This window comes from Acinetobacter sp. IK31, from assembly GCF_035615195.1.
GTDB classification, from domain to species: domain Bacteria; phylum Pseudomonadota; class Gammaproteobacteria; order Pseudomonadales; family Moraxellaceae; genus Acinetobacter; species Acinetobacter calcoaceticus_C.
The window spans coordinates 249731-271136 of sequence record NZ_JANBOB010000002.1 but is presented as its reverse complement, the minus strand read 5'-3'; the positions used below and the strand labels follow the sequence as shown (position 1 = coordinate 271136).

Here is a 21406-nt window from a genome sequence, read left to right as displayed (position 1 = left end):
AATAGACAAGTTATCAAGTAATAAAGGAATCTATAAGGAAGGCTTTCAAATTTAGAAACAATAATGCCAAGAGAACTGATTTTTAGAAAAATAAAAAGAAGAAAACACTGATAAATTAAGGAAGATACTACTCTTTACTCGTAAATAAAGAGTAGTGTTCGAATTATAACGGAGTAGAGTTTTTATCTTCAGGATAAACATCTAAAACAGTTTTTTCATGTCTTACATTTGCAGCGGCTTCTGCTGCTGCTAATTGAGCACTTTGAATTTGTTCTTTTCTCAAATGGTCAATATCTTTACGAAGACGTTTAATTTCCCAGCTTTGTTGAAACACTCTGAAAACCTGTACACCTAGCAAAAGACCAACCACCGTTCCAAGTACTAATGTGAGTAGCAATAATAAGCCTAATCGCATAGCTGGAACTTGGGTAAATAACAAATCAACAGAAAGCTCTGTTGGATTTTGCAATACAAGTGCTAAAGAATAACCAAATACAACAATAAGCAATGCAATTAAAATATAACGCATAGGCACACCCACTTATAAATTTTTATTTATTTCCCGGATTCGTTGACTGCATCACGCAGTGCTTTCCCAGGTTTGAAATGTGGAACAGCTTTAGCTGCCACTTCCACTGATCTTCCCGTTTTAGGATTGCGACCAACTCTTGGGTCACGGTGGTGTAAAGCAAAGCTACCAAAACCACGGATTTCAATTCGATTATCAGTTGATAGGGCTTCTATCATTTGATCAATCATAATTTTAACCGCCTCTTCCACTAAAGGTTCAGCTAAGTGGGGGTTTTTTAGCGCAATGCGTTCAATTAAATCAGACTTATTAAGAGCTTCAGTAGTCATCTACGACCTCGTTATTTATTGCTACTCTATGTCGTCTGATAATAACCTGTTTAAATACAAAACGGTAGCGCAGTATGTTGAATACTAGGCTACCGTTTACAGTAATTTGTATAAAAAGTACAATTCCGTTACATGAAACTGTACTTTGTTAACTTATTACTTCATTTGTGCTTTGATCAAATCACCAATAGTCTTAGGACCATTTTCTTGATTTGTTGTTACTGTACGTAAAGTAGCAACTGCTTCTTTCTCTTCAGCTTCGTCTTTCGCTTTAACAGACAAGTTGATAGAGCGAGATTTACGATCAACGTTGATGATTTTCGCTTCAACTTCTTGACCAACTTCTAAGAATTTAGTTGCATCTTCAACGCGGTCACGGTTGATTTCAGAAGCTTTAAGAGTAGCTTCTACTTCGTCAGCTAACTTAACAGTTGCGCCACGAGCATCAACTGCAGTTACAGTACCTTTAACTAAAGTACCACGTTCGTTAGCAGCTAAGAAATCATTGAACGGATCGCTGTTCAATTGCTTGATACCAAGGCTGATACGGTTACCTTCAGCGTCTACAGACAAGATAACAGCTTCAACAGTGTCACCTTTCTTGTAACGACGAATAGCTTCTTCGCCTTGCTCATTCCAAGAAATATCAGACAAGTGTACTAAACCGTCGATACCGCCATTCAAGCCAATGAAGATACCAAAGTCAGTGATAGACTTGATAGTACCAGATACTTTTTCGCCTTTCTCATGAGCTTTAGCAAACTCTTCCCATGGGTTAGCACGAGTTTGTTTGATACCAAGGCTGATACGACGACGTTCTTCGTCAACTTCAAGAACCATAACATCAACTTCATCACCAATCTGAACAACTTTAGATGGGTGGATGTTTTTGTTAGTGTGGTCCATTTCAGAAACGTGAACTAAACCTTCAACGCCTTCAGCGATTTCAGCAAAACAACCGTAGTCAGTTAAGTTAGTTACACGAGCTTTAACGATAGAACCTTTAGGGTAACGGTTCATGATCGCTAACCATGGATCTTCACCTAATTGTTTAAGGCCTAAAGATACGCGGTTACGCTCACGGTCAAATTTAAGTACTTTAACAGTAACTTCTTGACCAACTTCAACAACTTCTGAAGGATGCTTGATACGTTTCCAAGCCATATCTGTGATATGGAGAAGACCATCAATACCGCCAAGATCAACGAATGCGCCGTAATCAGTAAGGTTCTTGATAGTACCTGTAACTGTTTGACCTTCTTCAAGTTGAGCAAGTAATGCTTCACGGTCAGCAGAAGATTCAGCTTCCATAACAGCACGACGAGATACAACAACGTTATTACGTTTAGCATCAAGTTTGATTACTTTAAACTCTAACTCTTTACCTTCAAGGTGAGTAGTGTCACGGATAGGACGAGTGTCCACTAATGAACCTGGTAAGAATGCACGAACAGGACCGATGTCAACAGTGAAACCGCCTTTAACTTTACCAGAGATAACACCAGTAACGATTTCGCCATCTTCAAAGATTTTTTCAAGTTTAGTCCAAGTTTCAGCACGCTTAGCTTTTTCACGTGATAAAACTGTTTGACCCATACCGTTGTCAAGAGCTTCAACAACTACGTCAACAGTATCACCAACCTGAACTTCAAGTTCACGTTGTTCATTTAAAAATTCAGCACGGTCAACAATGCCTTCAGACTTTAGGCCAGTGTCAACAGTTACCCAGTCGCTATCGATGTTTACAACAACACCTTGGATGACTGCACCCTTTTCAACGTTGAGGTTTAATTCACTTTCTTCAAAGAGGGCTGCAAAAGATTCGGTCATGATATACCTGATAAATTCCGCGGTCTTGGATCAGACAAGGCCGGTTTAGTTAAGTATCGACATAGTCTTTATAGACTGATCAAGCTATGCGTCAACTGATAATTCTAATTGCTAAATGGTACGGCTATCGACATACTCAACCATCAACTTAAATACCTGATCGATCGTTAATTCCGAACTATCAATGATATAAGCGTCTTTGGCTGGCTTGAGTGGAGCAACTTCTCGCTCCATATCTCTTTTGTCACGCGCCTGTATATTAGCTAAAATGTCGTTTATTTTAGCATCTAGGCCCATGCCCTGCAACTGTTTTACTCTTCGCTCGGCACGCGACTCAGCAGAAGCCGTTAGATAAATTTTCGCATTTGCTTCTGGAAAAATAGCTGTTGCCATGTCACGACCATCTGCAACCAAACCAGGATTTTGTGCAAAAGCTCTTTGTCGCTCAAATAATGCCTGTCTAAGTTCTGGAATTGCTGCAACTTTCGATGCATATTCACCAATCCGTTCTGTACGAATTGTTTGGGATACATCCTCACCATCTAGAAAAACTAAAATCCCTGTTGTGGATGTTTCAAATTTAATATCTAGATGACGTGCATATTGAATGCATTCATCGAGCTGACTGTCTAATTTCTCTAATAAATCGTGTTTATGTAATGACAATCCTAATAAACGATATAAGGCACCCGAATCGAGTAAATGATATTGATAATGTGCTGCAAGTTTTGCGGCCAATGTTCCTTTACCCGAACCACTCGGACCATCAATAGTAATAATTTGAACTGTCATTGAACTCTCACTAAGAAGCAATTGCTTTAGCTAATCTCGAAAAGCCTAGTGTAATGGCTAGTTTTAGCTGTGCAAGGATTAATTTACTTACCACTGGAGCTTTTGCTGTTAACTCGATGCGGTATGTAACTAAAGTTATATATGGGGTGATTTCAGAAAACTCTATTCGACCTAAATGATGTTTAATCAAAGGATTGTCTATTAATTTATATTCAATACTTTTATTTTCTTCAAGTAATGTAATTTCTTCTTTAAGTGGCTTGATTGGACCAAATCCCATACGACGAACAGAGCCTAAACCATCAGGTCTTTTAGAATCTGCCGAGTCTTTCACACGTACAACTTGTAAAGGTGCAAAAGCAGTATTGTAAGTTGCATGTTTAGAGAGCAAGTTAAATACATCACTAAGAGGAGCATTAAATTCTTTTTTTACAGTAATTACATTACGCATTGAATATTTCCTATTAAATAGAATCATGGCAGTAAAATCGCGTTAGTTTGCCATAAGCTCGTGTTACTTTTTAATCATTTAAGGACGTTTTCTGTTGTTTTTCTTGTTTCTTTTGCTCACGTCTTTGTTTAAAAAAATGACTGAGTTGTTGGGCACATTTTTCTTGTAAACAACCTTGTTGAAAGGTAAATCTGTGATTGTAATAACCATGTTGTAGTAACTGACGAGCACTTACTAATGAACCTGCTTTAGGTTCTGTTGTACCAAAAACCACATGTTTGATTCTTGCATGTACTAATGCGCCTACACACATTGTGCATGGCTCAAGAGTGACATATAAAGTTGCATCTTCAGGCAATCGATAATTGTCTAATGATAAGCATGCTGCGCGGATAGCTTGAATTTCTGCATGTGCTGTTGGATCTAACAAACTAATTGGAGCATTATAGCCAGATCCAATTACTCGATTTTGGCTCACCACAACCGCACCAACAGGAATTTCACCCTGCTGTGCGGCTAATTCAGCTTGCTCGTATGCAAGCTGCATCCAATATTCATCACTATATTCAGTCATGTATTTTAGATGATCACACCATGTTGTCTAAGCAAAGCATTCCAGCTATCTATTGAAGTCACTGGCGGACAATCAGCTAATATACCTCTTAGGCTTAGGTCTTCACATGGTTTCCATTCTGGTGATAAATCTTTATCAACTAAGCGTGCACGAACGCCTTCTACAAAGTCTGGATGACGAATTTTCCACTCAGAAATTTGAGCTTCTAAGTCAAAGACTTCATCCCAAGAATGTATTTGTTTACCCCATTGCCACAGCAACCAAGTAATTGCCGCAGTACTAGGAGATCCTTTTTGCAAGTTCTCACTCGCTTGGCGAAGCCAATCACTGCTCGCATCACGCAAACTAACAATAGCTTGATAATCTTGTTCAAAATTAAAGCCACGGCAAACGCTATGAATCACATCAAGTGAGTTTTGCAATGGACCTGCCGCAACAGGACGATGCAAGCTATTTAAAGTATCATCAATTGCACGAAAATCCCCTGCAGGATAATGAGCCCAATTAATATTTAAAACTTTTTGCAAAACATTATCACGCTGTGCTTCACAAATATGAGTTGCCCAACCGATGCTATATGCTCCAGCGGCTGTCATGATTGAACCAGTTAAACCAGTAAACAAACCTATTGGACCACGATCTGCTAGGAAACGGCTCGCCCCGACATCTGGATATAAACCAATATTAATCTCAGGCATTGCCAAACGAGAATATGGGGTTACTAGACGGAACGGTGCTGCCATAAACAAGCCCAAACCACCACCCATAACATAGCCTTCGCCCCAAATAACCACAGGTTTAGCATAATTATGTAAAAGTAAATCTAAAGCATATTCTTGCTGAAAAAACTTATTCGCAGTATCTACTTCTTGATTTATAACAAGTTGACGCAATTTTCTAACGTCGCCACCTGCACAAAAAGCTTTTGGTGTAGTTGAATCTAACCAAATTGCTTTAACACTCTCATCATCACGAAAATCTTCAAATACACGTAATAATGCCGTTACGATTGACTCATCTAAAGCATGCAATGATTTAGGGCGATTCAATCGTACTATACGCCAGCCGTTTTTTGCTTCTTCAACCACCAAGTCCGGGTGATAGTTATTTACATTGGGAGAGTTCATCATGCGTCCAATTGCCAGTCTATGGGCTCAATGCCATGTTGTTTCAAATATTGATTTGTTTTTGAGAACACTTTACATCCAAAAAAACCTCCTCTGTTTGCGGCAAGAGGTGATGGATGTGCGGCGGTTAAAACCAAGTGTCTATCTCTATTTATACGTTGTCCTTTGCGCTGTGCATAAGCACCCCACAAAATAAATACCACATGTTCTCTTTGCTCATTCAAAACATCAATGACTTCATCAGTAAATGCTTCCCAACCTTGCTTTTGATGTGAAGTTGGCTGTCCAGCCTCAACAGTAAGCACGCTGTTCAGTAAAAGCACCCCTTGTTTAGCCCATTTCGTTAAATCACCATGACGAGGAGCTGGAATACCCAAATCTGTATGTAATTCATGAAAAATATTACGTAAAGATGGTGGTAATGCAATACCTTTTTGAACAGAGAAACTTAACCCATTCGCTTGGTTCGGTCCATGATATGGATCTTGTCCCAAAATAACGACCTTCACATCAGCCAATGGTGTCGTATTTAGAGCACTAAAGATTTGTTTACTCGGTGGATATATTATTTTTTGTGCTTGTTTCTCTTGAAATAAGAAGTCACGCAAATTATCCATTTGAGGACTTAACAAAAAAGGTGCTAAAGATATTTTCCAGCTTTCTTCTAATTGAACTTTACTGAGTTTATCTTGCTGTTGCTCAGTTAATTGCATTAATGTCATCCTAGATCAATTTTCAATTCTACAAATAAGAGTAATTCGATTTACACTTCGACTTGTAAATCAACTTGAGGATTATTAAATTTCATCCCTTTTTTCAAGTCTTCATACATTTGCGGATTTGCCCACTCTATCTGAATTTGTTCTGAGAAAACAATTCTATCAAGACTTAAAATCCCCATTTGTTCATTTTGAATATCTTCAATAAAGCTTTGAGCATATCCAGTATCGGTCTCATGAACAATAACTGAATAAACCTCAACATCACCTTCCCCATTTTGAGTGTTTGTTGATTGCAAAACTTGCTGAGCTAGATAAAAGAAAATACGAGAGAACTGTTCAGCGGATGGCGAAACAGGTAAAGAAATCCAACGAGCACTAAAAGTCTGACAAGCATCAATATATTGAGAATCATCTTTTTCCCAAAAACAGATTGCATGATCAAAGCTATCAATCAGGTCTTTTATTACTCCTTTTAAAAGCCCAAAATCATAAACCATTTGTCCATGATCTAATTTCGAAGCTTTAAGCAATAATTCGACTTTGTAGCTATGTCCATGAATTGATCGCTTACAACGATCCGATGTACAGTTACGTACAATATGTGCATTTTCAAACTTAAATAACTTACGAATTAACATGTGCCAAATCGATCATTCCTTCTAGGAATATTATTATAAAGCAAAAGACAAAAACTTCGCACCACTTTTCAATTAGAAACAATTAGCGAAAAGTATGATAAGACTTGTGAAGAAATATTGAAGATAAACATATAGAAAATTTATATTTATTCTATTATGTCCACTAGAGAAATTCCTGACAACAACTTTTCAACAACATGATCAAAAAAATAAATTATAATTTTTCAACTAGTTAAATGGCGACATATTTCTAGAGTAGACATAAACCTGCTTATCATTACGCATGAGTGCACTTGTAAATTGTCTTTTCCGATTATTAAGCATAACCTCAATTTGTGCTTGAAAAAAACTCGACTTAACATCTAACAGGCTATTCACCTCAGTTCTGTTTTGAGTATCAACTGTTGAAAAAGCATTCAATTGCCATAATTCATCAACATTTTGAAAGAATTTTAAATTTTGTTGGCGCATTTGAAGCTCTTTTTCTACCGCCCCTAAATCTAATTTTTGATCAATACTCGCTAACACTAATGGTGAGGCGGTATTAATATTCACTTTTGTATTTTCGGGTAAAGCAGAAATATAAGGGGCAATTAAATCATATTTCTTGCCTTCAAAACCTCTTACTAATTTCAACTCTTCAATACGATGAAACTTAGCATTTGAAGCTAAGTAGCTAGGATCAAGCCCTTCATAATAACTACTTTCTGCGCCCATAGGTCCAAATGGTTCTTCATCCGGATCTTGCCAATCAATAATTGCTTGACTTAACTCTGCTGGCAAGCCTACACGTACAAGTAACCGCTCAAACCAGCTTTTAGCAGCTTCGTTTACCTTGCCTTCATTGGTCGTTAAATTGTTTAGGTTAAATTTCCCTGACTCATCTATTAAACGCCCTGACACAGATCCATCTTCTATTGGAAAAGGAGGCATTGGCTGTGCCCATGTTTCTTTTAAATGATCAATGCCACCAGCATTGTTTGCATCTTGAATTAATAACTCAGAAAAAAAAGCTTCTGCACTTTTTGCATAGAGTAATGACTGATTTTGACGCATTAAATAACCAGTGTTTTCCATTGTATTGGTTTGATGCTTTGCAATAGAGGCAGCTAAAATTGTAGCCAATGCAACCATAATCAAAATTGTGAGTAATGCTACACCTTGCTGGCTCTTTTTATTGTGCAACATTATACCCCTCCTTCTTTGGAGAGCGATAAATTCCCTTGGTTTAAGCTATAAATCCACTCATAACTTACACCAGCAACCGTAAGTTGTATTTTTATTCCTTTCGGCAGTTTTCTAAACTCTTCAGGCTTTGTAGGATCAAGATTAATTTCTGGCCACTTTGTCACTTCTTGCGGCGTTAACACCATAATTTGAAACTGTTCGACCTGATTCAACAAAGTGCTAGATAAGGGCTGCTCTCTGTTCGAAGTATTTAAATTGCTATATTTAAGACGATAAAGTTTTTTTTGATCAGGATCATACCGATATTCAATACGCTCAAAAGGTGATAAACCTTGTTTTAAAGGATCAGTAACACCAGCCTTACTAAAATAGAGCACTTGATTATCAAGTTCTAAGGCTGGATGAAGCTTCCCGCCTTGATTTGCCGATAAAGGTATAATTTGTAATGTATCTCTCAAAACTTGTTGATACGCATCTTGTAATTCAAATAGCTGCACTTCATGTTGAGCATTACGGTCACGAACTTTTAATAAATAATCAAAAATTTTCCAACCCAACAAAGATAAAACAGCAAAAATTGCAATTGCGACTAAAAGCTCAACTAAAGTAAATCCTGAGGCATGAGTTAATCGAGCACTGCTCGATCGTGCCGCAAGACGTGAACCTGTGCTTTGAAAGCGAAAATATTTATTTTTTATCATTATTTTACTTTCATTGGATAATTAAAAAATACTAAATGGGTAATACCATTTTGAACTTTCCCTTTATCAGAATCATATAAGCTAACTTGCAAATCTACTTTCTGAACATTCGGGCTGATTGTGGATTCTGCTGATTTATCAATTTGCCAAGTTTCACCTTGAGAAGTTACCTGCTTACTTTGAGTGCCTTGAAGCCATTCCTGATTAATCTCCATTAAAGCAACTTCATTCATTGCTACAAACTGTGCTTTTGTTCTAAGAATTGCATTTGAGGTAGATTGGGTATATTGCATGGCCACTTTAGTTAACGCGACAGCAGCTACTGCAAAAATTGCTAAAGCTACCATTACTTCTAATAGAGTAAAGCCTTTAGATTTCATTTATTTTACCCAAATGATCAATTTGTATTTCTGAACCAATTGGTTTTTGTTCAAAGTAAAACTGTATTTTAACTGTTTTAGCTTCACCATTGCCGAACCAGATTAATTGAGGAGCCTGCCCGCCAACTAAATCGGTATTCGTCGCTTTTGAATAGTTCTGCCCATCTAGCGGTTGCACTGTAAAATATACATGTTTAGGCAATTGGCGCGTAGTAAATTCTGGGTATTTCTGCCAACGGTTTTTTAATTCTTGAACCTGTAATTTACTCTGATCGTGGTATTCATACAGTTCATAGGAAAATGTAGAAACATCAGTCTCACTCATAGTAGATAAAGCTAAAACACGAGACTGATCAAGCGACTCTTTACCAATTTTATGTGCATCAAGCAAAAATAACTCTCTTGCTTGCATCGCTTTCTTTTGGTCAACCCCACCTATATTGAGTACAACGAGAGAGGTCATAATTGTCATAATAACAATCACCACCATCACTTCAATGAGGGTAAAACCTTTTTGTGATTTAGGTGGTGATTGAGATTTCATATCGACCTATTAAGCATATTGTTCAACAGCTTGTTTAGGTAAGGCTAATGCCTGATCAATATAAGCCACTCTTAACGTGTCCCTTGAACCTAAATACCGTTGGTAAAAACTTGAGTTAAGAATAGCTGCTGCACCATGAGTTAATGACCAAATAGATGCAAGATAATCTCGGGTTGTCATATTGCTTTGAATCGATTCTAAATAGTGATCTGTCATGCGAATGATAATTCGTAATCGCTGTTTACGCACTTGATAGAGTTCATTAAAAAGGTGATGTACACCCTGAGCCGTAATCGAAAGTTTTTCTTCAATTTGATGAAATAAAACTGTCCGCTCAGGATGATGTAAATGATGCAACATAAAAAAGGCCAAGTGTTCTGGAAAGGCCTTTTCAGTATCTTGAATCATTTCGAGTAACATACGTTCATTACGAATAATCAATAGCATGTACAATTCATCTTTACTTTGAAAGTGTTTGTACAAAGTTCCTTTTGCTAAATCAAGCTCAGCAGCCAAGACATCAAGTGTCATCCCAGCTTCACCATTTTCTAGCAATAATTGCTCCGCAACCTGAAATATTAATACTTCTCTTGCTCGGAACTGAGCCTGACGATCCATCTTCACGCAATTACTCTCTTATATAGTTTCTATAACTTAAATCGCTTTTAGCAAGTTCTCAAAATTTTGTGAGGTGATCATTGCAATTTCCTCAACCGATTTATCATATACATCACTGAGCGCTTTGGCTACATAAGGCACATATTTTGGTTCATTTGTTTTACCGCGATATGGAACAGGTGCTAAATAAGGACTATCTGTTTCAATTAAAAGTCGATCTAGCGGAACTTGTTTAGCTACATCACGCAAATCTTGTGCATTTTTAAATGACACAATACCTGAAAAAGAAATGTAATAACCACAATCCAGCACAGCCTTAGCAGTTTCCCAATCTTCAGTAAAACAATGCAAAATTCCATGCGTGGAGTTTTCTGCACGAATAATATCTACCGTGTCATGCTTTGCTGAACGCGTATGAACGACGACTGGTTTTTTTACAACTTTCGAAGCTTGGATATGTCTTGCAAAACATGCCTTTTGCTCTTCAATAAAATCTGTACTGTGATAATAGTCCAGTCCAGTTTCACCCAGAGCCCATACTTTTTCTGATTGAGCTAATTCAATCAAGTGCTCGGTTGTTGCACGTGCCATTGTGTCCACATCCTCACAAGGATGCACACCTACCGTATAACCAACGTCTTCATGTCTATTTGCAATTTCTGCTAGTGCAATATGGTCATCAAGATCAACGGAAATTGCCATAAATTTAGACACTCCTTCTGCTCGCGCTGCAGCGAGCGCAAGGTCCAGGTCACCGTTATAAGGCGTTAAATCTAACATCGTTAAATGGCAATGCGTATCAACAAACACTTTTCTATCCTATTTGACTACATGGTATAACTTGGACGATCTAGAGACATACTACCAGCCAAAACTCTTTCTGCCTCAGCTTTATAGTAAATTCCCTTATCTCCACTTAATTGAATAGCGAAACCCTGAGGTTTAAATCCACTTTGCTTATGTGATATCCAAATCACCTTACCAGTGAGAGGAATTTTTTGAGATTGCTCAGGCAAAGTAGCTAAAATGAAAATTTCTTGTCCCATTTTTACTTTTTGTTTTGATGGTACAAATAGGCCTCCACCTTGCACATATCCCATATAGCTTGCTTGCAAAGTAGCTCTATCAGGAACATTTACCTGAATAATACCCCCCATTTGCGGCTGCATAATTTTCCCCTCAAATATTCATTAACGTTATAAACAATTGATCTACAATAAGTTGACTTTGTACATTTTGCTCAACAAGTTTTTTTGCTTGTTGTAGTTCACTATAAATATTAAATAAGCTTTCTAAATCGTAATATGGACTTAATTGATCAAAATCTAAATCCGTATTTTTCTGTGGCTGATTTAGCTTGACACAAATTAAATCTCCCAACAAGTACTCAAAAAGTACGATAAAATCGCTAAAACTTAATTCTTTTTGCCATTTTCCTGAGAAAAATAAAGGCATATTTTTTTGAGCTACAATTTTTAACCAGTCATTTAAGAAAATCTGTCGCTTTGTAAACCAATCACTTTTTGCAATTTCTATTGCTTGTAAAGGCATATCATTAGATAGACCAAGTAATAAATCAGGTTGTACTTCTGCAAGTTCAGATAAATGCTCATTCAAATATGAAGTAGCTTGTTCATATGAAACGCGATCTAAAGCAAAATGCTGCAATCGGCTACGAATAGTGGCGGGTAATTTAAGGTAGTGATCAGCCAATAAAATTAAAACAACGCGTTCACCAGGTTCTTCTAAAGTTTTTAATAGCGCATTTGAGGATGCCAAGTTAAGAGCTTCAGCAGGCTCAATAAGAATAACGCGCCAGCCCTCGCCGGTTTGTTGCACGAAAGGCAGTAAATCTCGAATCTTTTCAATTTTTATTTTTGCATTCTGCTTTTTATTTTCTTCATCTGTTGTGATATGAACATAATTCGGATGAGTGTCTGATTTTAACCATTGGCAGCTACTACACTCACCACAAGCGCCATGAGGCTGCTTATTGAGGCAAAGTACCCACGCCAGAAAATGCTTAGCAAAAGCATGTTTCCCACAGCCTTGCTTGCCATAAAATAATAGGCCATGTCCAATATTGGGGAACCTTGTTGTTAAGGTATCCCATGTTGTTTTTTGCCAAGGATAAACCTTTGAAGTTACATTCGGATTCATTAAAAATTAACGCTTATTCAAAAGATTCGACAGGCATTTTATTTAAGCGATCAAGATCAGCTTGAGTGTCCACACCAGGAGGTAAATTTGCTTGAGCGACAGCAATCGCAATACGATGTCCATTTTCTAAAACACGTAATTGTTCAAGACTTTCTAACTTTTCAAGCTTACCCATATCCCAGGTCACATATTCTTGCAACAAGCTCACTCGATACGCATATAAACCTAAATGGCGAAATGCTTGGTTATGTAAACTTGGCTCAGCTTGCCCAGCCCCATCACGGTCGTACGGAATAGTTGCCCTGCTAAAATATAACGCTTCATTTTGCTTAGACATAACTACTTTTACAATGCTATCACGTTGAAATTCATCTAAGGTATGAATAGACTCGCACAATGTAGACATTGAACAATTTGGTTTATCGACCAAGAGTTTTGCAACTTGTTGAACAAGTTGAGCTGGCAATAAAGGTTCATCTCCCTGAACATTTACAATAATATCATCTGCTGCCCACCCCTTAATACGAGCAACTTCGCTTAATCGGTCTGTTCCTGACGGATGATTAGGACTCGTAAGCACAACGTCCACACCATCTGCACGGCAAATCTCAGCAATACGCTCATCATCTGTTGCCACACATAGATCATCAAAACCTTCGACTTTTTTTGCTTGATCCACCACACGTAAAATCATAGGACGGTCATGAATAAGCAACAATGGTTTACCTGGCAAACGCGAACTTGAGAAGCGTGCTGGAATGACGATGTGTTTCATTTTTTCTTCCTAAGATAATTGGATATCAAGTTTTTGCAGTTGCTGTTTTAAAACCTGATAACACTCTATAGACAGGATAGCTTTAACAGGAACAACCCAAATAGGCTGTTTAAATTCCGAATGTTTTTCAAGCAACGGTAATAATTTAACTGCATCTTTTTCAGTTGTAATAAGTGGCAGTTCATCATTAAAATTTAAATCATTAATTGAGTAATTATGATGGTCACGAAACGCATGTTCTTGAAATTGTTTCAAGCCTAAATCTTTAAGTGTTTGATAAAAACGCTGTGGAAAGCCAATACCCACTACAGCATGATAACTATTTTGAGAATTGAAATTATGGTCGGCCATTGAAGAGGGATTAAGTAAATATGGCTGTGCTGCCTCGAGATGCATATTTAATTCTGTAGCAGGTTTATAAGCATGCTCAATTACTGTTCCTGTTTTTAAACGCTCAACTGGCTCCCTGAGATATCCTTCAGGTAATAGTTTTTTATTTCCTAAGCCACGATTTTGGTCGAGTACAATCCACTCAATTTGTCTTCCCAATGCCCAATGCTGTAAACCATCATCACTAATAATTAAATCTAGTGGTGTTGATGCAACCAAGAGCTCTATTGCAGTCTGCCTATTAGGTCCCACCGCCATTGGTACGCTCGTCGATTGAACAATTAATGCAGGTTCATCTCCAACCTGATTCGCTTGAGCACCAGAAGTAACCAACATAGGAAAAGGACCAGTACCACCATACCCCCGACTAATTACTCCAACTTTGACATTATGCTGTTGTAGGTAATTCACCAATTGTATTAATAATGGAGTTTTCCCACTCCCACCCACCGTAATATTGCCAATCACCATGACGGGTACAGGTGCTTTATAGACTGTCTTCAACCCAGTAGTATAAAAATTACGATTTAATAGAAACCCAGCACGATACAAACAAGATAATGGACGTAAAGCAATCAACCAACTCGATTGCTTATTCCATGCATTCTGGATCAGCTGGGCCAATGACATGCTTAGTTATCCTCAAAATTACGCTGATGTAATTGATAATAAGCTCCATGTTTTTCAAGAAGTTCTTGATGAGTACCTTGCTCAACAATTTCCCCTTGATCCATCACTACAATACGATCAGCATTTTCAATTGTTGACAAACGGTGCGCAATAACAATTGTTGTTCGATCTTGATCTTGCATCGCTTCATCAAATGCTTGCTGAATAAAATGCTCAGATTCATTATCGAGAGCACTTGTAGCTTCATCTAAAATTAGAATTGGAGCATTCTTTAAAATTGCTCGAGCAATTGCAATTCGTTGACGCTGACCACCTGATAGGTTTAGACCTTGTGCCCCTAAAATAGTGTCATAACCGTTTGGTAAATTCATAATGAAGTCATGTGCATATGCTGCTTTTGCCGCTGCATAGATTTTTTCATCTGATGCACCTTCCAACTGACCATATGCGATGTTTTCACGAACAGTACGGTTAAACAATATAACTTGTTGATTTACCATTGCAATTTGTGTGCGTAGACTAGAAAGCTCAATATCATTAATTGGTAAATCATCTAAATAAATTTGCCCACTCGATACTTCTTGAAAACGTACCAACATATTGACTAATGAACTTTTACCCGCCCCTGAACGGCCAACCAATGCTACAGTTTGGCCTGGACGAATATCTAAAGAAAAATCTTTAATAGCTGCTACGCCATCAGCATAATTTAATGTTACATGATCAAAACGGATTGCCCCATTTAACTTAGGTTTCAATTGACCGTTATTTTGCTCTTCAGGTAAATCTAGCAGTTCAAAAACAGAATGTGCTGCGGCCAAACCACGTTGTAACTTTTCATTAACATCAGTCAAGCTTTTAACTGGTTTTGCTAACAGACCAGCTGCTGTAAGGTAAGCCACAAACTCACCTGCACTTGTAGTGCCTAAAATCTGAGGTCGTAAAGCTAACCATACAATAAGAGCCATAGCACAAGCCATTACCACCTGAACAACCGGGCTATTCAGATTTTGTACAATTACCATTTTTAAACCGCGTTTTAAGTTCTCTTCTGATGACTTATAGAAACGTTTTTGTTCATATTCCTCACCAGCAAAACTTTTTACTACAGCATTACCATTAATACTTTCCTGGACGACGTGGTTCACATCACCCATAGTATCTTGTACCTGTAATGAAAGTTTACGCATTCGTTTCGAAGCTTTACGTACTAAGACCCCAATTACAGGTAAAAATACAAAAATACATAAAGTAAGACGCCAATTGGTATAAAACAGATAGCCTAATAATCCGAGAGTAATCATCCCATCCCTAACGATGGTTCTCAATGACTCAGAAGAAGCAGCCGTAAGCTGTTCAACGTTATACATAATTTTGGCAGTAATATGACCAGATGAATTATCTAAGTAATATTGTGCTGGGAGTTTTAAAAGTTTCGCATAAACTTCCTGACGAATACTAAAAACCAAACTGCGTGAAATCACCGCAGTATAGTAGCCGCCCATAAATAGGCCTAAGCCGCGAAAAAATACTAATAAAATAATTAATAACGGGAACCAATCCAAATCTGCTCTACTGTTGTTTTGGATTGCATCAATAATAAATTTAATCAATTTAGCAACGGAAACTTCTGTTGCTGAGTTAATACCGAACCCGATAAGTACTAATAAGGCCACGCCCCAATAAGGTTTTAAATAGGCTATGAGACGCGTATAAACCTTAAAATCTTGATTCACTCAGAAAAACCTCTAGAAGGAACTTTGGTACTAATATTGATGTTAACAAAACCGAGTTGTCCTGCCACATCCATAACGCGAATTACATCCTGATGAGACGCTTTTGCATCAGCAGCAATGATGAACATAAAATCACGGTGCTCTTGAGCAACTTGCTTAATTGCAGTACTCAGATCAGCAACCTCTTTAGACGAAAGTGCTTGACCATTCACAGCATAATGACCAGCAGAGTCTACCACGACTTCAATTTTATGATCGTACTGTTTTGGTGGAACACCTTGTGCATCTGGTAATGTTAAATTGATGCGACTTGGCTGATTAAATGTGGTCGACAGCAATAAAAAAACCAAAATGAACAACAAACAATCAATCATAGGCGTTAAATTGATATGAATGTCTTCAACCTGAGAACGTTTAAATTTCATCTGGCTTTCACTTCCTAACCAACACGGCGGTGTTCAGCTACAGACGTAGAACGCCTATAGAACAATGAGGCATGAAATAAGGTCGATTGCTGTTCTAATTCGGCAATATAATTTTGCACCACTCTTTGAAAATAGCGATAAGCAATTAAAGCAGGAATTGCAATTAACATTCCCACAGCTGTGGTAATTAATGCTTTAGAGATACCAGGGATCATTAAACTTGGACTACCAGCCGATCCAAAATCAATAACAAGAAATGACTCAATAATTCCCACTACAGTTCCAAGCAACCCGAGCAGCGGTGCTATAGCACTTAGAGTGCCCAAAAAATTAATATTTTTTTCCAAATAAGAAATTTCTTGAGAAGCTGCCACTTCCATTTGCGCACGAGCAAATTGCTCACCATGCTCGCGATGCTCAAAACCTGCTTTTAAAATATGTCCCAAGGCGCTACTTTGCGCTTCTACATTTTGTTCTAAACTTTCTACGACATCTTCAGCTCTTAAAGAGTCCTTACCGCTTAATGCTTCGGGTAGAACTTGTGAACGTCTTAACCGAACAAAACGTTCAATACTGATCGCAACAGTTAAAATCGAGCATAGAATTAAAGGCAGCATCAACCAGCCACCCGCTTTCACAAGTTCCCACATATGTTCTTCCCCAAGAATATAAAATTAGAAATACATGACCCAACTGCAAATTATTCTGGCAAACAAATATTTAAAATGCCATCTAACTCATCCAAGGTGTGATAATGAATAACAAGTTTACCCTTACCTTTTTGGTTATGATCAATTTTTACATTAGCGCCAAAACGCTCTGATAGTTTTTGTGTCAATTGCTCAATATCTGGTGCTACAGGCGCTTTTTCCTTCTCCTGCTTAGGCTCACTTCTATCACGCACCAATTGCTCTGTTTGACGAACTGACAATCCTTTCTCAATTACAATTTTAGCAACTTCTAATTGATCTTTACCTTTCAATGTCAAAATTGCTCGAGCATGGCCCATATCAAGCTGGCCTTGCTGCATAAAATCTTTAATGTCATCAGCTAAACTCAATAAACGCAATAAATTACTGACAGTAGTACGCGCTTTGCCTACTGTGTCAGCAATTTCCTGATGACTTAAACCAAATTCATCATGAAAGCGCTGTAGAGCCATTGCCTGATCAATCGGATTTAAATCTTGACGCTGAATGTTTTCAATTAACGCTAATGCAATTGCAACCTGATCATTTAAATCACGAATAATTGCAGGAATTTCAGTTAAACCCGCAAGTTGTGCTGCACGCCAACGACGTTCACCCGCAATGATTTCATATGGATAAGTTTCATCATCAACTGGACGGATGACAATAGGTTGCATCACCCCATGTTTTTCAATGGAAGACGCCAACTCTTGTAAATCATGCTCATGAATAAAACGACGTGGTTGATATTCACCACGTTTCAGTAAATTCACATCAACTTGCTTTAATTGTCCGTGGTCTAACGCCTGTGCTTCGAGTTGTAATTTTTCTTTTTGAATTGAACCAAGTAATGCATCTAAACCACGCCCTTTAGCCAATCCGCGTTTTTTGATGCTCATACTTTACTTCCTTTCTTCACTTTACTTCTCTTTAACATCTCAGCTGCAAGATTTAAGTATGCAACCGCACCTTTAGAACTTTTTTCAAAATAGATAACAGGTAAGCCATGTGCTGGCGCTTCTGCTAAACGCACGTTACGTGGAACCACAGTATCATAAAGTTTTTTGCCGAAATATTGCTCTAACTCTGCAGAAACATCACGTGTTAAAGCATTACGTGCATCGTACATCGTACGTAATACACCAATAATTTCTAAATCAGGATTGAGTGCCTTTTGAATGCGATCAATGGTCTGAGTTAAATCAGCTAGACCCTCTAGCGCATAATATTCACATTGCATTGGAATAATTACACTATCTACAGCTGCCAAAGCATTGACGGTAATCAAGCTCAAGCTTGGAGCACAATCCACAATGATATAGTCAAATGAGTTTCTGATTTCATTCAAAGCATTCTTTAGAATGAATTCACGACCTTCTTGCTCTGCGATAGCGAGCTCTACACCTGAAAGCTCACGGTTAGAGCCTAGAACTTTATATCCAACTTCTGCTTTTTGAATGGCTGTTTCAATTGGAACTTCGCCAAGAAGAACATCTGTAATTGAATACAAAAGATCGTTCTTTTGAATACCAGACCCCATCGTAGCATTACCTTGTGAGTCCATATCTACAAGTAATACACGTTTCTTTAATACAGCTAGAGACGCTGCAAGATTTACTGCAGTCGTTGTTTTACCAACACCACCCTTTTGGTTTGCAATCGCAATAATTTGAGCCATGGTAACCTTAATACTTTTTATTTAGATACGTTGAAGTAAAAGTAAATGACGTTGTTCATCAAGTCTTGGTACGCGCAGTTCAATTACTTTACATGAAAAGTCCTGCTTGAGCTGCTCAATTTCCTCAACTGGCACTACACCTTTCATCGCTGCAATTATACTGCTCTGATGAAGGTATGGCTGAGCTGCATCCACAAAGTCCGTTAAAGAAGCAAAAGCTCGACTTGTTATGACATCAAACTGGCCAAGCTCATCAATTGTATCTTGATTCTCAACGCGTGTTTGTACTGCCACAACGTTGCTCAATTTAAGATCAGCAATAAATTGCTTCAAAAAACGAATTTTTTTACCATTAGAATCTAAAAGAACACATTGGCGTTGAGGCTGACAAAGCGCAATAATCATGCCAGGCATACCACCACCTGTACCAACATCAAGCAGTCTACCTTCAGGCAAATCTTTCAAAATACTTAGACTATCCAACAAATGCTTCACTAACATTTCTTTCGGATCACGAATTGCTGTCAGATTATATGCTTTATTCCAAAGTACCAAAGCATCTTGATACTTTAACAATAATACCAAAGCTTCATCGCTAAGCGATAAACCTAATTTTTGACTACCCTGTTGTAACTCTTGAAAAAACGGATGCATAAACAGATAACATCTAAGTGAAATTTAAAACAAAGTATACCCATTTATGCATCGTGGAACACTAGTTAACGATTAGGGATTACGCACTTAATCGTAGAAGCCTTCACGAATTTGCAAATCTAGCTCCATTAAACGCTCAGGCGTCCCCACATCTACCCATGCACCTTTAAGTTTTTCACCAGATATTTTTTGGTTCTGCATCGCTTGCTTCAACAGTGGGGCTAAAGGACGCTTACCAGATTCCAATCCATCAAAAAGCTTAGGATGAATAACAGACACGCCACTAAAAGTGAGGTTCTCACCCATCACATCTTGATCGAATGTAAAAATGCGTCCATCGAACAATGTAAAGTCGCCTTCAGGATGCTGTTTAGGATTATCAACCAACACAAGATGTGCTAAATCATCATTTAGCTTAATTTGACATAGAGCTTCAAAATCCATCGTGGTCCATACATCTCCATTCACCAGAATAAACGGATCTGTTCCAAGCAGTGGCAAAGCATTAATAATTCCACCAGCTGTTTCTAGACCTTCATCCTCTCGTGTCCAACGGATATCCACGCCAAATTGAGAACCATCCCCTAAGCTACTGATGAGCTTATCAGCCAACCATGCAGAATTGATGACTATTTCGGTCACACCAATTTTCTTAAGTTTTTCAATATGCCACACAATAAGCGGCTTACCGCCTACCTCAAGCAGAGGCTTTGGTGTATATAGCGTGAGTGGGCGCATACGATTACCCAAGCCAGCAGCAAGTATCATTGCCTTCATTATGCTGCCACCTCGTAGTTACCATATTTCTCGATGAATTTAGGCATAACAATGTTATTTATGAATAACATAAACTCATCAAGTTCAGCATAACCGCGGCTTTCTTCAAGTAAATACCACATTACACGTGGTAAATCTTTTAAATAACCTGATTTACCATCGCGTTCAAACAGACGCACAAAAATGCCCAGAATTTTAATGTGGCGCTGAATAGCCATTAAATCTGCATCACGTTTGAACTGTTCAAAACTACGGTTCTGTTTGGCAGACTCAGGTAATAAGTCATAAAAGACTCTAAACCATTGGTAAACACGCTCTGCATTCCACTGAACATATGCATCGCGAGTAATCGAGATTAAGTCATAAGTATCAGCACCAATCACGGCATCCTGAAAATCAATCACACCAAGCTCTGGTTCATCTGCAATTTTCATCAAATTACGACTGTGAAAATCACGATGTACAATCACTTGCGGCTGAGCCAATGCAGTTCTTGCCAATAGATCGAAAGCATCATCAATCACCTGTTGCTGTTCCACACTCGGAGTAATCTGCAAAGATGGCAGCATCCAGTCAGTCAACAGCTTCATTTCACTTAACAATTTCTCATAGGAATATGCAGGAAACTGCTCCTGACCATTCACAGACTGCAAATGAATCAGCTGTTTAAAGCTTTGCTCATAATATTTATCGACTGTTTCCTCATTTAATAATGTCGACAACAGCACATCACCAAAATCTTCCAATAACAGAAAACCTTGAGCTAAATCTTTCGCGACGATCTGAGGGACGCGTACACCATGGCCTGCAAAAAATTCGTCAATGGTCACAAACGGAACACAGTCTTCTTTTTCTGGAGGGGCATCCATGAGCATATACGTTTTATTTTGTAACTGGATACGCGCATAACGGCGGAAGCTTGCATCACCTGCTAAAAAAGCGATCTTAAATTGATCATTTTCAAGAACAGATGTAAGCCATGTATATATCAATTGTTCACGTTGTGTATTCATTTGCAATAAAATCTAAAACAAGCTGAGATTTTTGAAGGGTTAAGTGTAGCCACTTA

Annotated in this window: 27 protein-coding genes; all 27 read right to left on the bottom strand. The window is 38.1% G+C overall.

Annotation, left to right across the window (positions count from 1 at the left end; all coding sequences use genetic code 11):
• Positions 1 to 163 precede the first annotated feature (163 nt).
• Positions 164 to 529: a lipopolysaccharide assembly protein LapA domain-containing protein gene (locus MSG66_RS02170; RefSeq protein ID WP_324651902.1), complete on the bottom strand. Its 366-nt coding sequence runs from the start codon at positions 527 to 529 to the stop codon at positions 164 to 166.
• 26 nt (positions 530 to 555) lie between these two features.
• The gene (locus MSG66_RS02165) at positions 556 to 858 is read right to left on the bottom strand and encodes an integration host factor subunit beta (RefSeq protein WP_003651488.1); all 303 of its coding nucleotides are present in this window, start codon (positions 856 to 858) and stop codon (positions 556 to 558) included.
• Positions 859 to 1014: 156 nt separating this feature from the next.
• The gene (gene rpsA, locus MSG66_RS02160) at positions 1015 to 2688 is read right to left on the bottom strand and encodes a 30S ribosomal protein S1 (protein ID WP_042896511.1); all 1674 of its coding nucleotides are present in this window, start codon (positions 2686 to 2688) and stop codon (positions 1015 to 1017) included.
• A gap of 111 nt (positions 2689 to 2799) precedes the next feature.
• Entirely contained in the window at positions 2800 to 3480 is a 681-nt protein-coding gene (gene cmk / locus MSG66_RS02155; protein ID WP_262471750.1) for a (d)CMP kinase, read from the bottom strand.
• A 10-nt stretch (positions 3481 to 3490) separates the two neighbouring features.
• Complete coding sequence (locus MSG66_RS02150) at positions 3491 to 3931, bottom strand: SRPBCC family protein (protein ID WP_042896513.1); 441 nt, start codon at positions 3929 to 3931, stop codon at positions 3491 to 3493.
• Positions 3932 to 4001: 70 nt separating this feature from the next.
• Positions 4002 to 4505 (bottom strand): tRNA adenosine(34) deaminase TadA, encoded by a 504-nt coding sequence (gene tadA / locus MSG66_RS02145; protein WP_075431386.1) that lies wholly within the window; start codon positions 4503 to 4505, stop codon positions 4002 to 4004.
• 5 nt (positions 4506 to 4510) lie between these two features.
• Positions 4511 to 5635, bottom strand: coding sequence for an enoyl-CoA hydratase/isomerase family protein (locus MSG66_RS02140; protein ID WP_324651897.1), 1125 nt, complete (start codon positions 5633 to 5635; stop codon positions 4511 to 4513).
• Positions 5632 to 6345: a uracil-DNA glycosylase gene (gene ung / locus MSG66_RS02135; RefSeq protein ID WP_005041081.1), complete on the bottom strand. Its 714-nt coding sequence runs from the start codon at positions 6343 to 6345 to the stop codon at positions 5632 to 5634. Before ung ends, MSG66_RS02140 begins: the two co-directional genes overlap by 4 nt.
• Positions 6346 to 6395: 50 nt before the next feature.
• The gene (locus tag MSG66_RS02130) at positions 6396 to 6992 is read right to left on the bottom strand and encodes a 6-pyruvoyl trahydropterin synthase family protein (protein WP_262471746.1); all 597 of its coding nucleotides are present in this window, start codon (positions 6990 to 6992) and stop codon (positions 6396 to 6398) included.
• 228 nt (positions 6993 to 7220) lie between these two features.
• On the bottom strand, positions 7221 to 8180 hold the full coding sequence (gene gspK, locus MSG66_RS02125) for a type II secretion system minor pseudopilin GspK (RefSeq protein ID WP_324651894.1): 960 nt from the start codon (positions 8178 to 8180) through the stop codon (positions 7221 to 7223).
• Positions 8180 to 8881, bottom strand: a complete 702-nt coding sequence (gene gspJ, locus MSG66_RS02120) for a type II secretion system minor pseudopilin GspJ (protein ID WP_324651892.1) — start codon at positions 8879 to 8881, stop codon at positions 8180 to 8182. Before gspJ ends, gspK begins: the two co-directional genes overlap by 1 nt.
• Positions 8881 to 9261 carry a type II secretion system minor pseudopilin GspI gene (gene gspI / locus MSG66_RS02115; RefSeq protein ID WP_324651890.1) on the bottom strand — a complete coding sequence of 127 codons (381 nt, stop codon included), beginning with the start codon at positions 9259 to 9261 and terminating at the stop codon, positions 8881 to 8883. The genes gspJ and gspI overlap by 1 nt, the downstream gene beginning before the upstream one ends.
• Positions 9251 to 9805, bottom strand: a complete 555-nt coding sequence (locus MSG66_RS02110; RefSeq protein WP_262471742.1) for a type II secretion system protein — start codon at positions 9803 to 9805, stop codon at positions 9251 to 9253. The genes gspI and MSG66_RS02110 overlap by 11 nt, the downstream gene beginning before the upstream one ends.
• A 9-nt stretch (positions 9806 to 9814) precedes the next feature.
• The gene (locus MSG66_RS02105) at positions 9815 to 10423 is read right to left on the bottom strand and encodes a TetR/AcrR family transcriptional regulator (protein ID WP_042896519.1); all 609 of its coding nucleotides are present in this window, start codon (positions 10421 to 10423) and stop codon (positions 9815 to 9817) included.
• 36 nt (positions 10424 to 10459) lie between these two features.
• Entirely contained in the window at positions 10460 to 11233 is a 774-nt protein-coding gene (locus MSG66_RS02100) for a TatD family hydrolase (RefSeq protein WP_262471741.1), read from the bottom strand.
• A gap of 17 nt (positions 11234 to 11250) precedes the next feature.
• Entirely contained in the window at positions 11251 to 11592 is a 342-nt protein-coding gene (locus MSG66_RS02095) for a PilZ domain-containing protein (protein WP_042896523.1), read from the bottom strand.
• Positions 11593 to 11602: 10 nt separating this feature from the next.
• A complete protein-coding gene (locus tag MSG66_RS02090; protein ID WP_324651885.1) occupies positions 11603 to 12583 on the bottom strand; it encodes a DNA polymerase III subunit delta' in 981 nt (326 codons plus the stop codon).
• A 13-nt stretch (positions 12584 to 12596) separates the two neighbouring features.
• On the bottom strand, positions 12597 to 13358 hold the full coding sequence (kdsB, locus tag MSG66_RS02085) for a 3-deoxy-manno-octulosonate cytidylyltransferase (protein WP_262471739.1): 762 nt from the start codon (positions 13356 to 13358) through the stop codon (positions 12597 to 12599).
• 9 nt (positions 13359 to 13367) lie between these two features.
• A complete protein-coding gene (lpxK, locus tag MSG66_RS02080; protein ID WP_324651882.1) occupies positions 13368 to 14378 on the bottom strand; it encodes a tetraacyldisaccharide 4'-kinase in 1011 nt (336 codons plus the stop codon).
• Positions 14379 to 14380: 2 nt separating this feature from the next.
• The gene (gene msbA, locus MSG66_RS02075) at positions 14381 to 16114 is read right to left on the bottom strand and encodes a lipid A export permease/ATP-binding protein MsbA (protein ID WP_133973871.1); all 1734 of its coding nucleotides are present in this window, start codon (positions 16112 to 16114) and stop codon (positions 14381 to 14383) included.
• The gene (locus MSG66_RS02070) at positions 16111 to 16539 is read right to left on the bottom strand and encodes an ExbD/TolR family protein (protein WP_004642621.1); all 429 of its coding nucleotides are present in this window, start codon (positions 16537 to 16539) and stop codon (positions 16111 to 16113) included. The genes msbA and MSG66_RS02070 overlap by 4 nt, the downstream gene beginning before the upstream one ends.
• A 14-nt stretch (positions 16540 to 16553) precedes the next feature.
• A complete protein-coding gene (locus tag MSG66_RS02065) occupies positions 16554 to 17189 on the bottom strand; it encodes a MotA/TolQ/ExbB proton channel family protein (RefSeq protein ID WP_324651879.1) in 636 nt (211 codons plus the stop codon).
• Between the two features lie 50 nt (positions 17190 to 17239).
• Entirely contained in the window at positions 17240 to 18127 is an 888-nt protein-coding gene (locus MSG66_RS02060) for a ParB/RepB/Spo0J family partition protein (RefSeq protein ID WP_324651877.1), read from the bottom strand.
• Positions 18124 to 18906, bottom strand: a complete 783-nt coding sequence (locus tag MSG66_RS02055) for a ParA family protein (RefSeq protein ID WP_003651453.1) — start codon at positions 18904 to 18906, stop codon at positions 18124 to 18126. The genes MSG66_RS02060 and MSG66_RS02055 overlap by 4 nt, the downstream gene beginning before the upstream one ends.
• Before the next feature lie 21 nt (positions 18907 to 18927).
• Complete coding sequence (rsmG, locus tag MSG66_RS02050) at positions 18928 to 19560, bottom strand: 16S rRNA (guanine(527)-N(7))-methyltransferase RsmG (RefSeq protein WP_133973875.1); 633 nt, start codon at positions 19558 to 19560, stop codon at positions 18928 to 18930.
• Positions 19561 to 19647: 87 nt separating this feature from the next.
• Entirely contained in the window at positions 19648 to 20337 is a 690-nt protein-coding gene (gene murU / locus MSG66_RS02045; RefSeq protein WP_133973877.1) for an N-acetylmuramate alpha-1-phosphate uridylyltransferase MurU, read from the bottom strand.
• Positions 20337 to 21350 (bottom strand): aminoglycoside phosphotransferase family protein, encoded by a 1014-nt coding sequence (locus MSG66_RS02040; RefSeq protein ID WP_324651874.1) that lies wholly within the window; start codon positions 21348 to 21350, stop codon positions 20337 to 20339. The genes murU and MSG66_RS02040 overlap by 1 nt, the downstream gene beginning before the upstream one ends.
• Positions 21351 to 21406 lie beyond the last annotated feature (56 nt).

What these genes read in the sequence shown, in the direction of transcription:
- MSG66_RS02130 (WP_262471746.1), bottom strand. Translation starts at nt 6,992, where the DNA reads ATGTTAATTCGTAAGTTATTTAAGTTTGAAAATGCACATATTGTACGT.
- gspK (WP_324651894.1), bottom strand. Translation starts at nt 8,180, where the DNA reads ATGTTGCACAATAAAAAGAGCCAGCAAGGTGTAGCATTACTCACAATT.
- tadA (WP_075431386.1), bottom strand. Translation starts at nt 4,505, where the DNA reads ATGACTGAATATAGTGATGAATATTGGATGCAGCTTGCATACGAGCAA.
- MSG66_RS02055 (WP_003651453.1), bottom strand. Translation starts at nt 18,906, where the DNA reads ATGGCTCAAATTATTGCGATTGCAAACCAAAAGGGTGGTGTTGGTAAA.
- MSG66_RS02170 (WP_324651902.1), bottom strand. Translation starts at nt 529, where the DNA reads ATGCGTTATATTTTAATTGCATTGCTTATTGTTGTATTTGGTTATTCT.
- MSG66_RS02150 (WP_042896513.1), bottom strand. Translation starts at nt 3,931, where the DNA reads ATGCGTAATGTAATTACTGTAAAAAAAGAATTTAATGCTCCTCTTAGT.
- rpsA (WP_042896511.1), bottom strand. Translation starts at nt 2,688, where the DNA reads ATGACCGAATCTTTTGCAGCCCTCTTTGAAGAAAGTGAATTAAACCTC.
- MSG66_RS02105 (WP_042896519.1), bottom strand. Translation starts at nt 10,423, where the DNA reads ATGGATCGTCAGGCTCAGTTCCGAGCAAGAGAAGTATTAATATTTCAG.
- MSG66_RS02090 (WP_324651885.1), bottom strand. Translation starts at nt 12,583, where the DNA reads ATGAATCCGAATGTAACTTCAAAGGTTTATCCTTGGCAAAAAACAACA.
- MSG66_RS02065 (WP_324651879.1), bottom strand. Translation starts at nt 17,189, where the DNA reads ATGTGGGAACTTGTGAAAGCGGGTGGCTGGTTGATGCTGCCTTTAATT.
- MSG66_RS02060 (WP_324651877.1), bottom strand. Translation starts at nt 18,127, where the DNA reads ATGAGCATCAAAAAACGCGGATTGGCTAAAGGGCGTGGTTTAGATGCA.
- MSG66_RS02070 (WP_004642621.1), bottom strand. Translation starts at nt 16,539, where the DNA reads ATGAAATTTAAACGTTCTCAGGTTGAAGACATTCATATCAATTTAACG.
- ung (WP_005041081.1), bottom strand. Translation starts at nt 6,345, where the DNA reads ATGCAATTAACTGAGCAACAGCAAGATAAACTCAGTAAAGTTCAATTA.
- cmk (WP_262471750.1), bottom strand. Translation starts at nt 3,480, where the DNA reads ATGACAGTTCAAATTATTACTATTGATGGTCCGAGTGGTTCGGGTAAA.
- lpxK (WP_324651882.1), bottom strand. Translation starts at nt 14,378, where the DNA reads ATGTCATTGGCCCAGCTGATCCAGAATGCATGGAATAAGCAATCGAGT.
- gspJ (WP_324651892.1), bottom strand. Translation starts at nt 8,881, where the DNA reads ATGATAAAAAATAAATATTTTCGCTTTCAAAGCACAGGTTCACGTCTT.
- MSG66_RS02110 (WP_262471742.1), bottom strand. Translation starts at nt 9,805, where the DNA reads ATGAAATCTCAATCACCACCTAAATCACAAAAAGGTTTTACCCTCATT.
- gspI (WP_324651890.1), bottom strand. Translation starts at nt 9,261, where the DNA reads ATGAAATCTAAAGGCTTTACTCTATTAGAAGTAATGGTAGCTTTAGCA.
- MSG66_RS02095 (WP_042896523.1), bottom strand. Translation starts at nt 11,592, where the DNA reads ATGCAGCCGCAAATGGGGGGTATTATTCAGGTAAATGTTCCTGATAGA.
- rsmG (WP_133973875.1), bottom strand. Translation starts at nt 19,560, where the DNA reads ATGCATCCGTTTTTTCAAGAGTTACAACAGGGTAGTCAAAAATTAGGT.
- MSG66_RS02140 (WP_324651897.1), bottom strand. Translation starts at nt 5,635, where the DNA reads ATGATGAACTCTCCCAATGTAAATAACTATCACCCGGACTTGGTGGTT.
- kdsB (WP_262471739.1), bottom strand. Translation starts at nt 13,358, where the DNA reads ATGAAACACATCGTCATTCCAGCACGCTTCTCAAGTTCGCGTTTGCCA.
- MSG66_RS02040 (WP_324651874.1), bottom strand. Translation starts at nt 21,350, where the DNA reads ATGAATACACAACGTGAACAATTGATATATACATGGCTTACATCTGTT.
- murU (WP_133973877.1), bottom strand. Translation starts at nt 20,337, where the DNA reads ATGAAGGCAATGATACTTGCTGCTGGCTTGGGTAATCGTATGCGCCCA.
- MSG66_RS02165 (WP_003651488.1), bottom strand. Translation starts at nt 858, where the DNA reads ATGACTACTGAAGCTCTTAATAAGTCTGATTTAATTGAACGCATTGCG.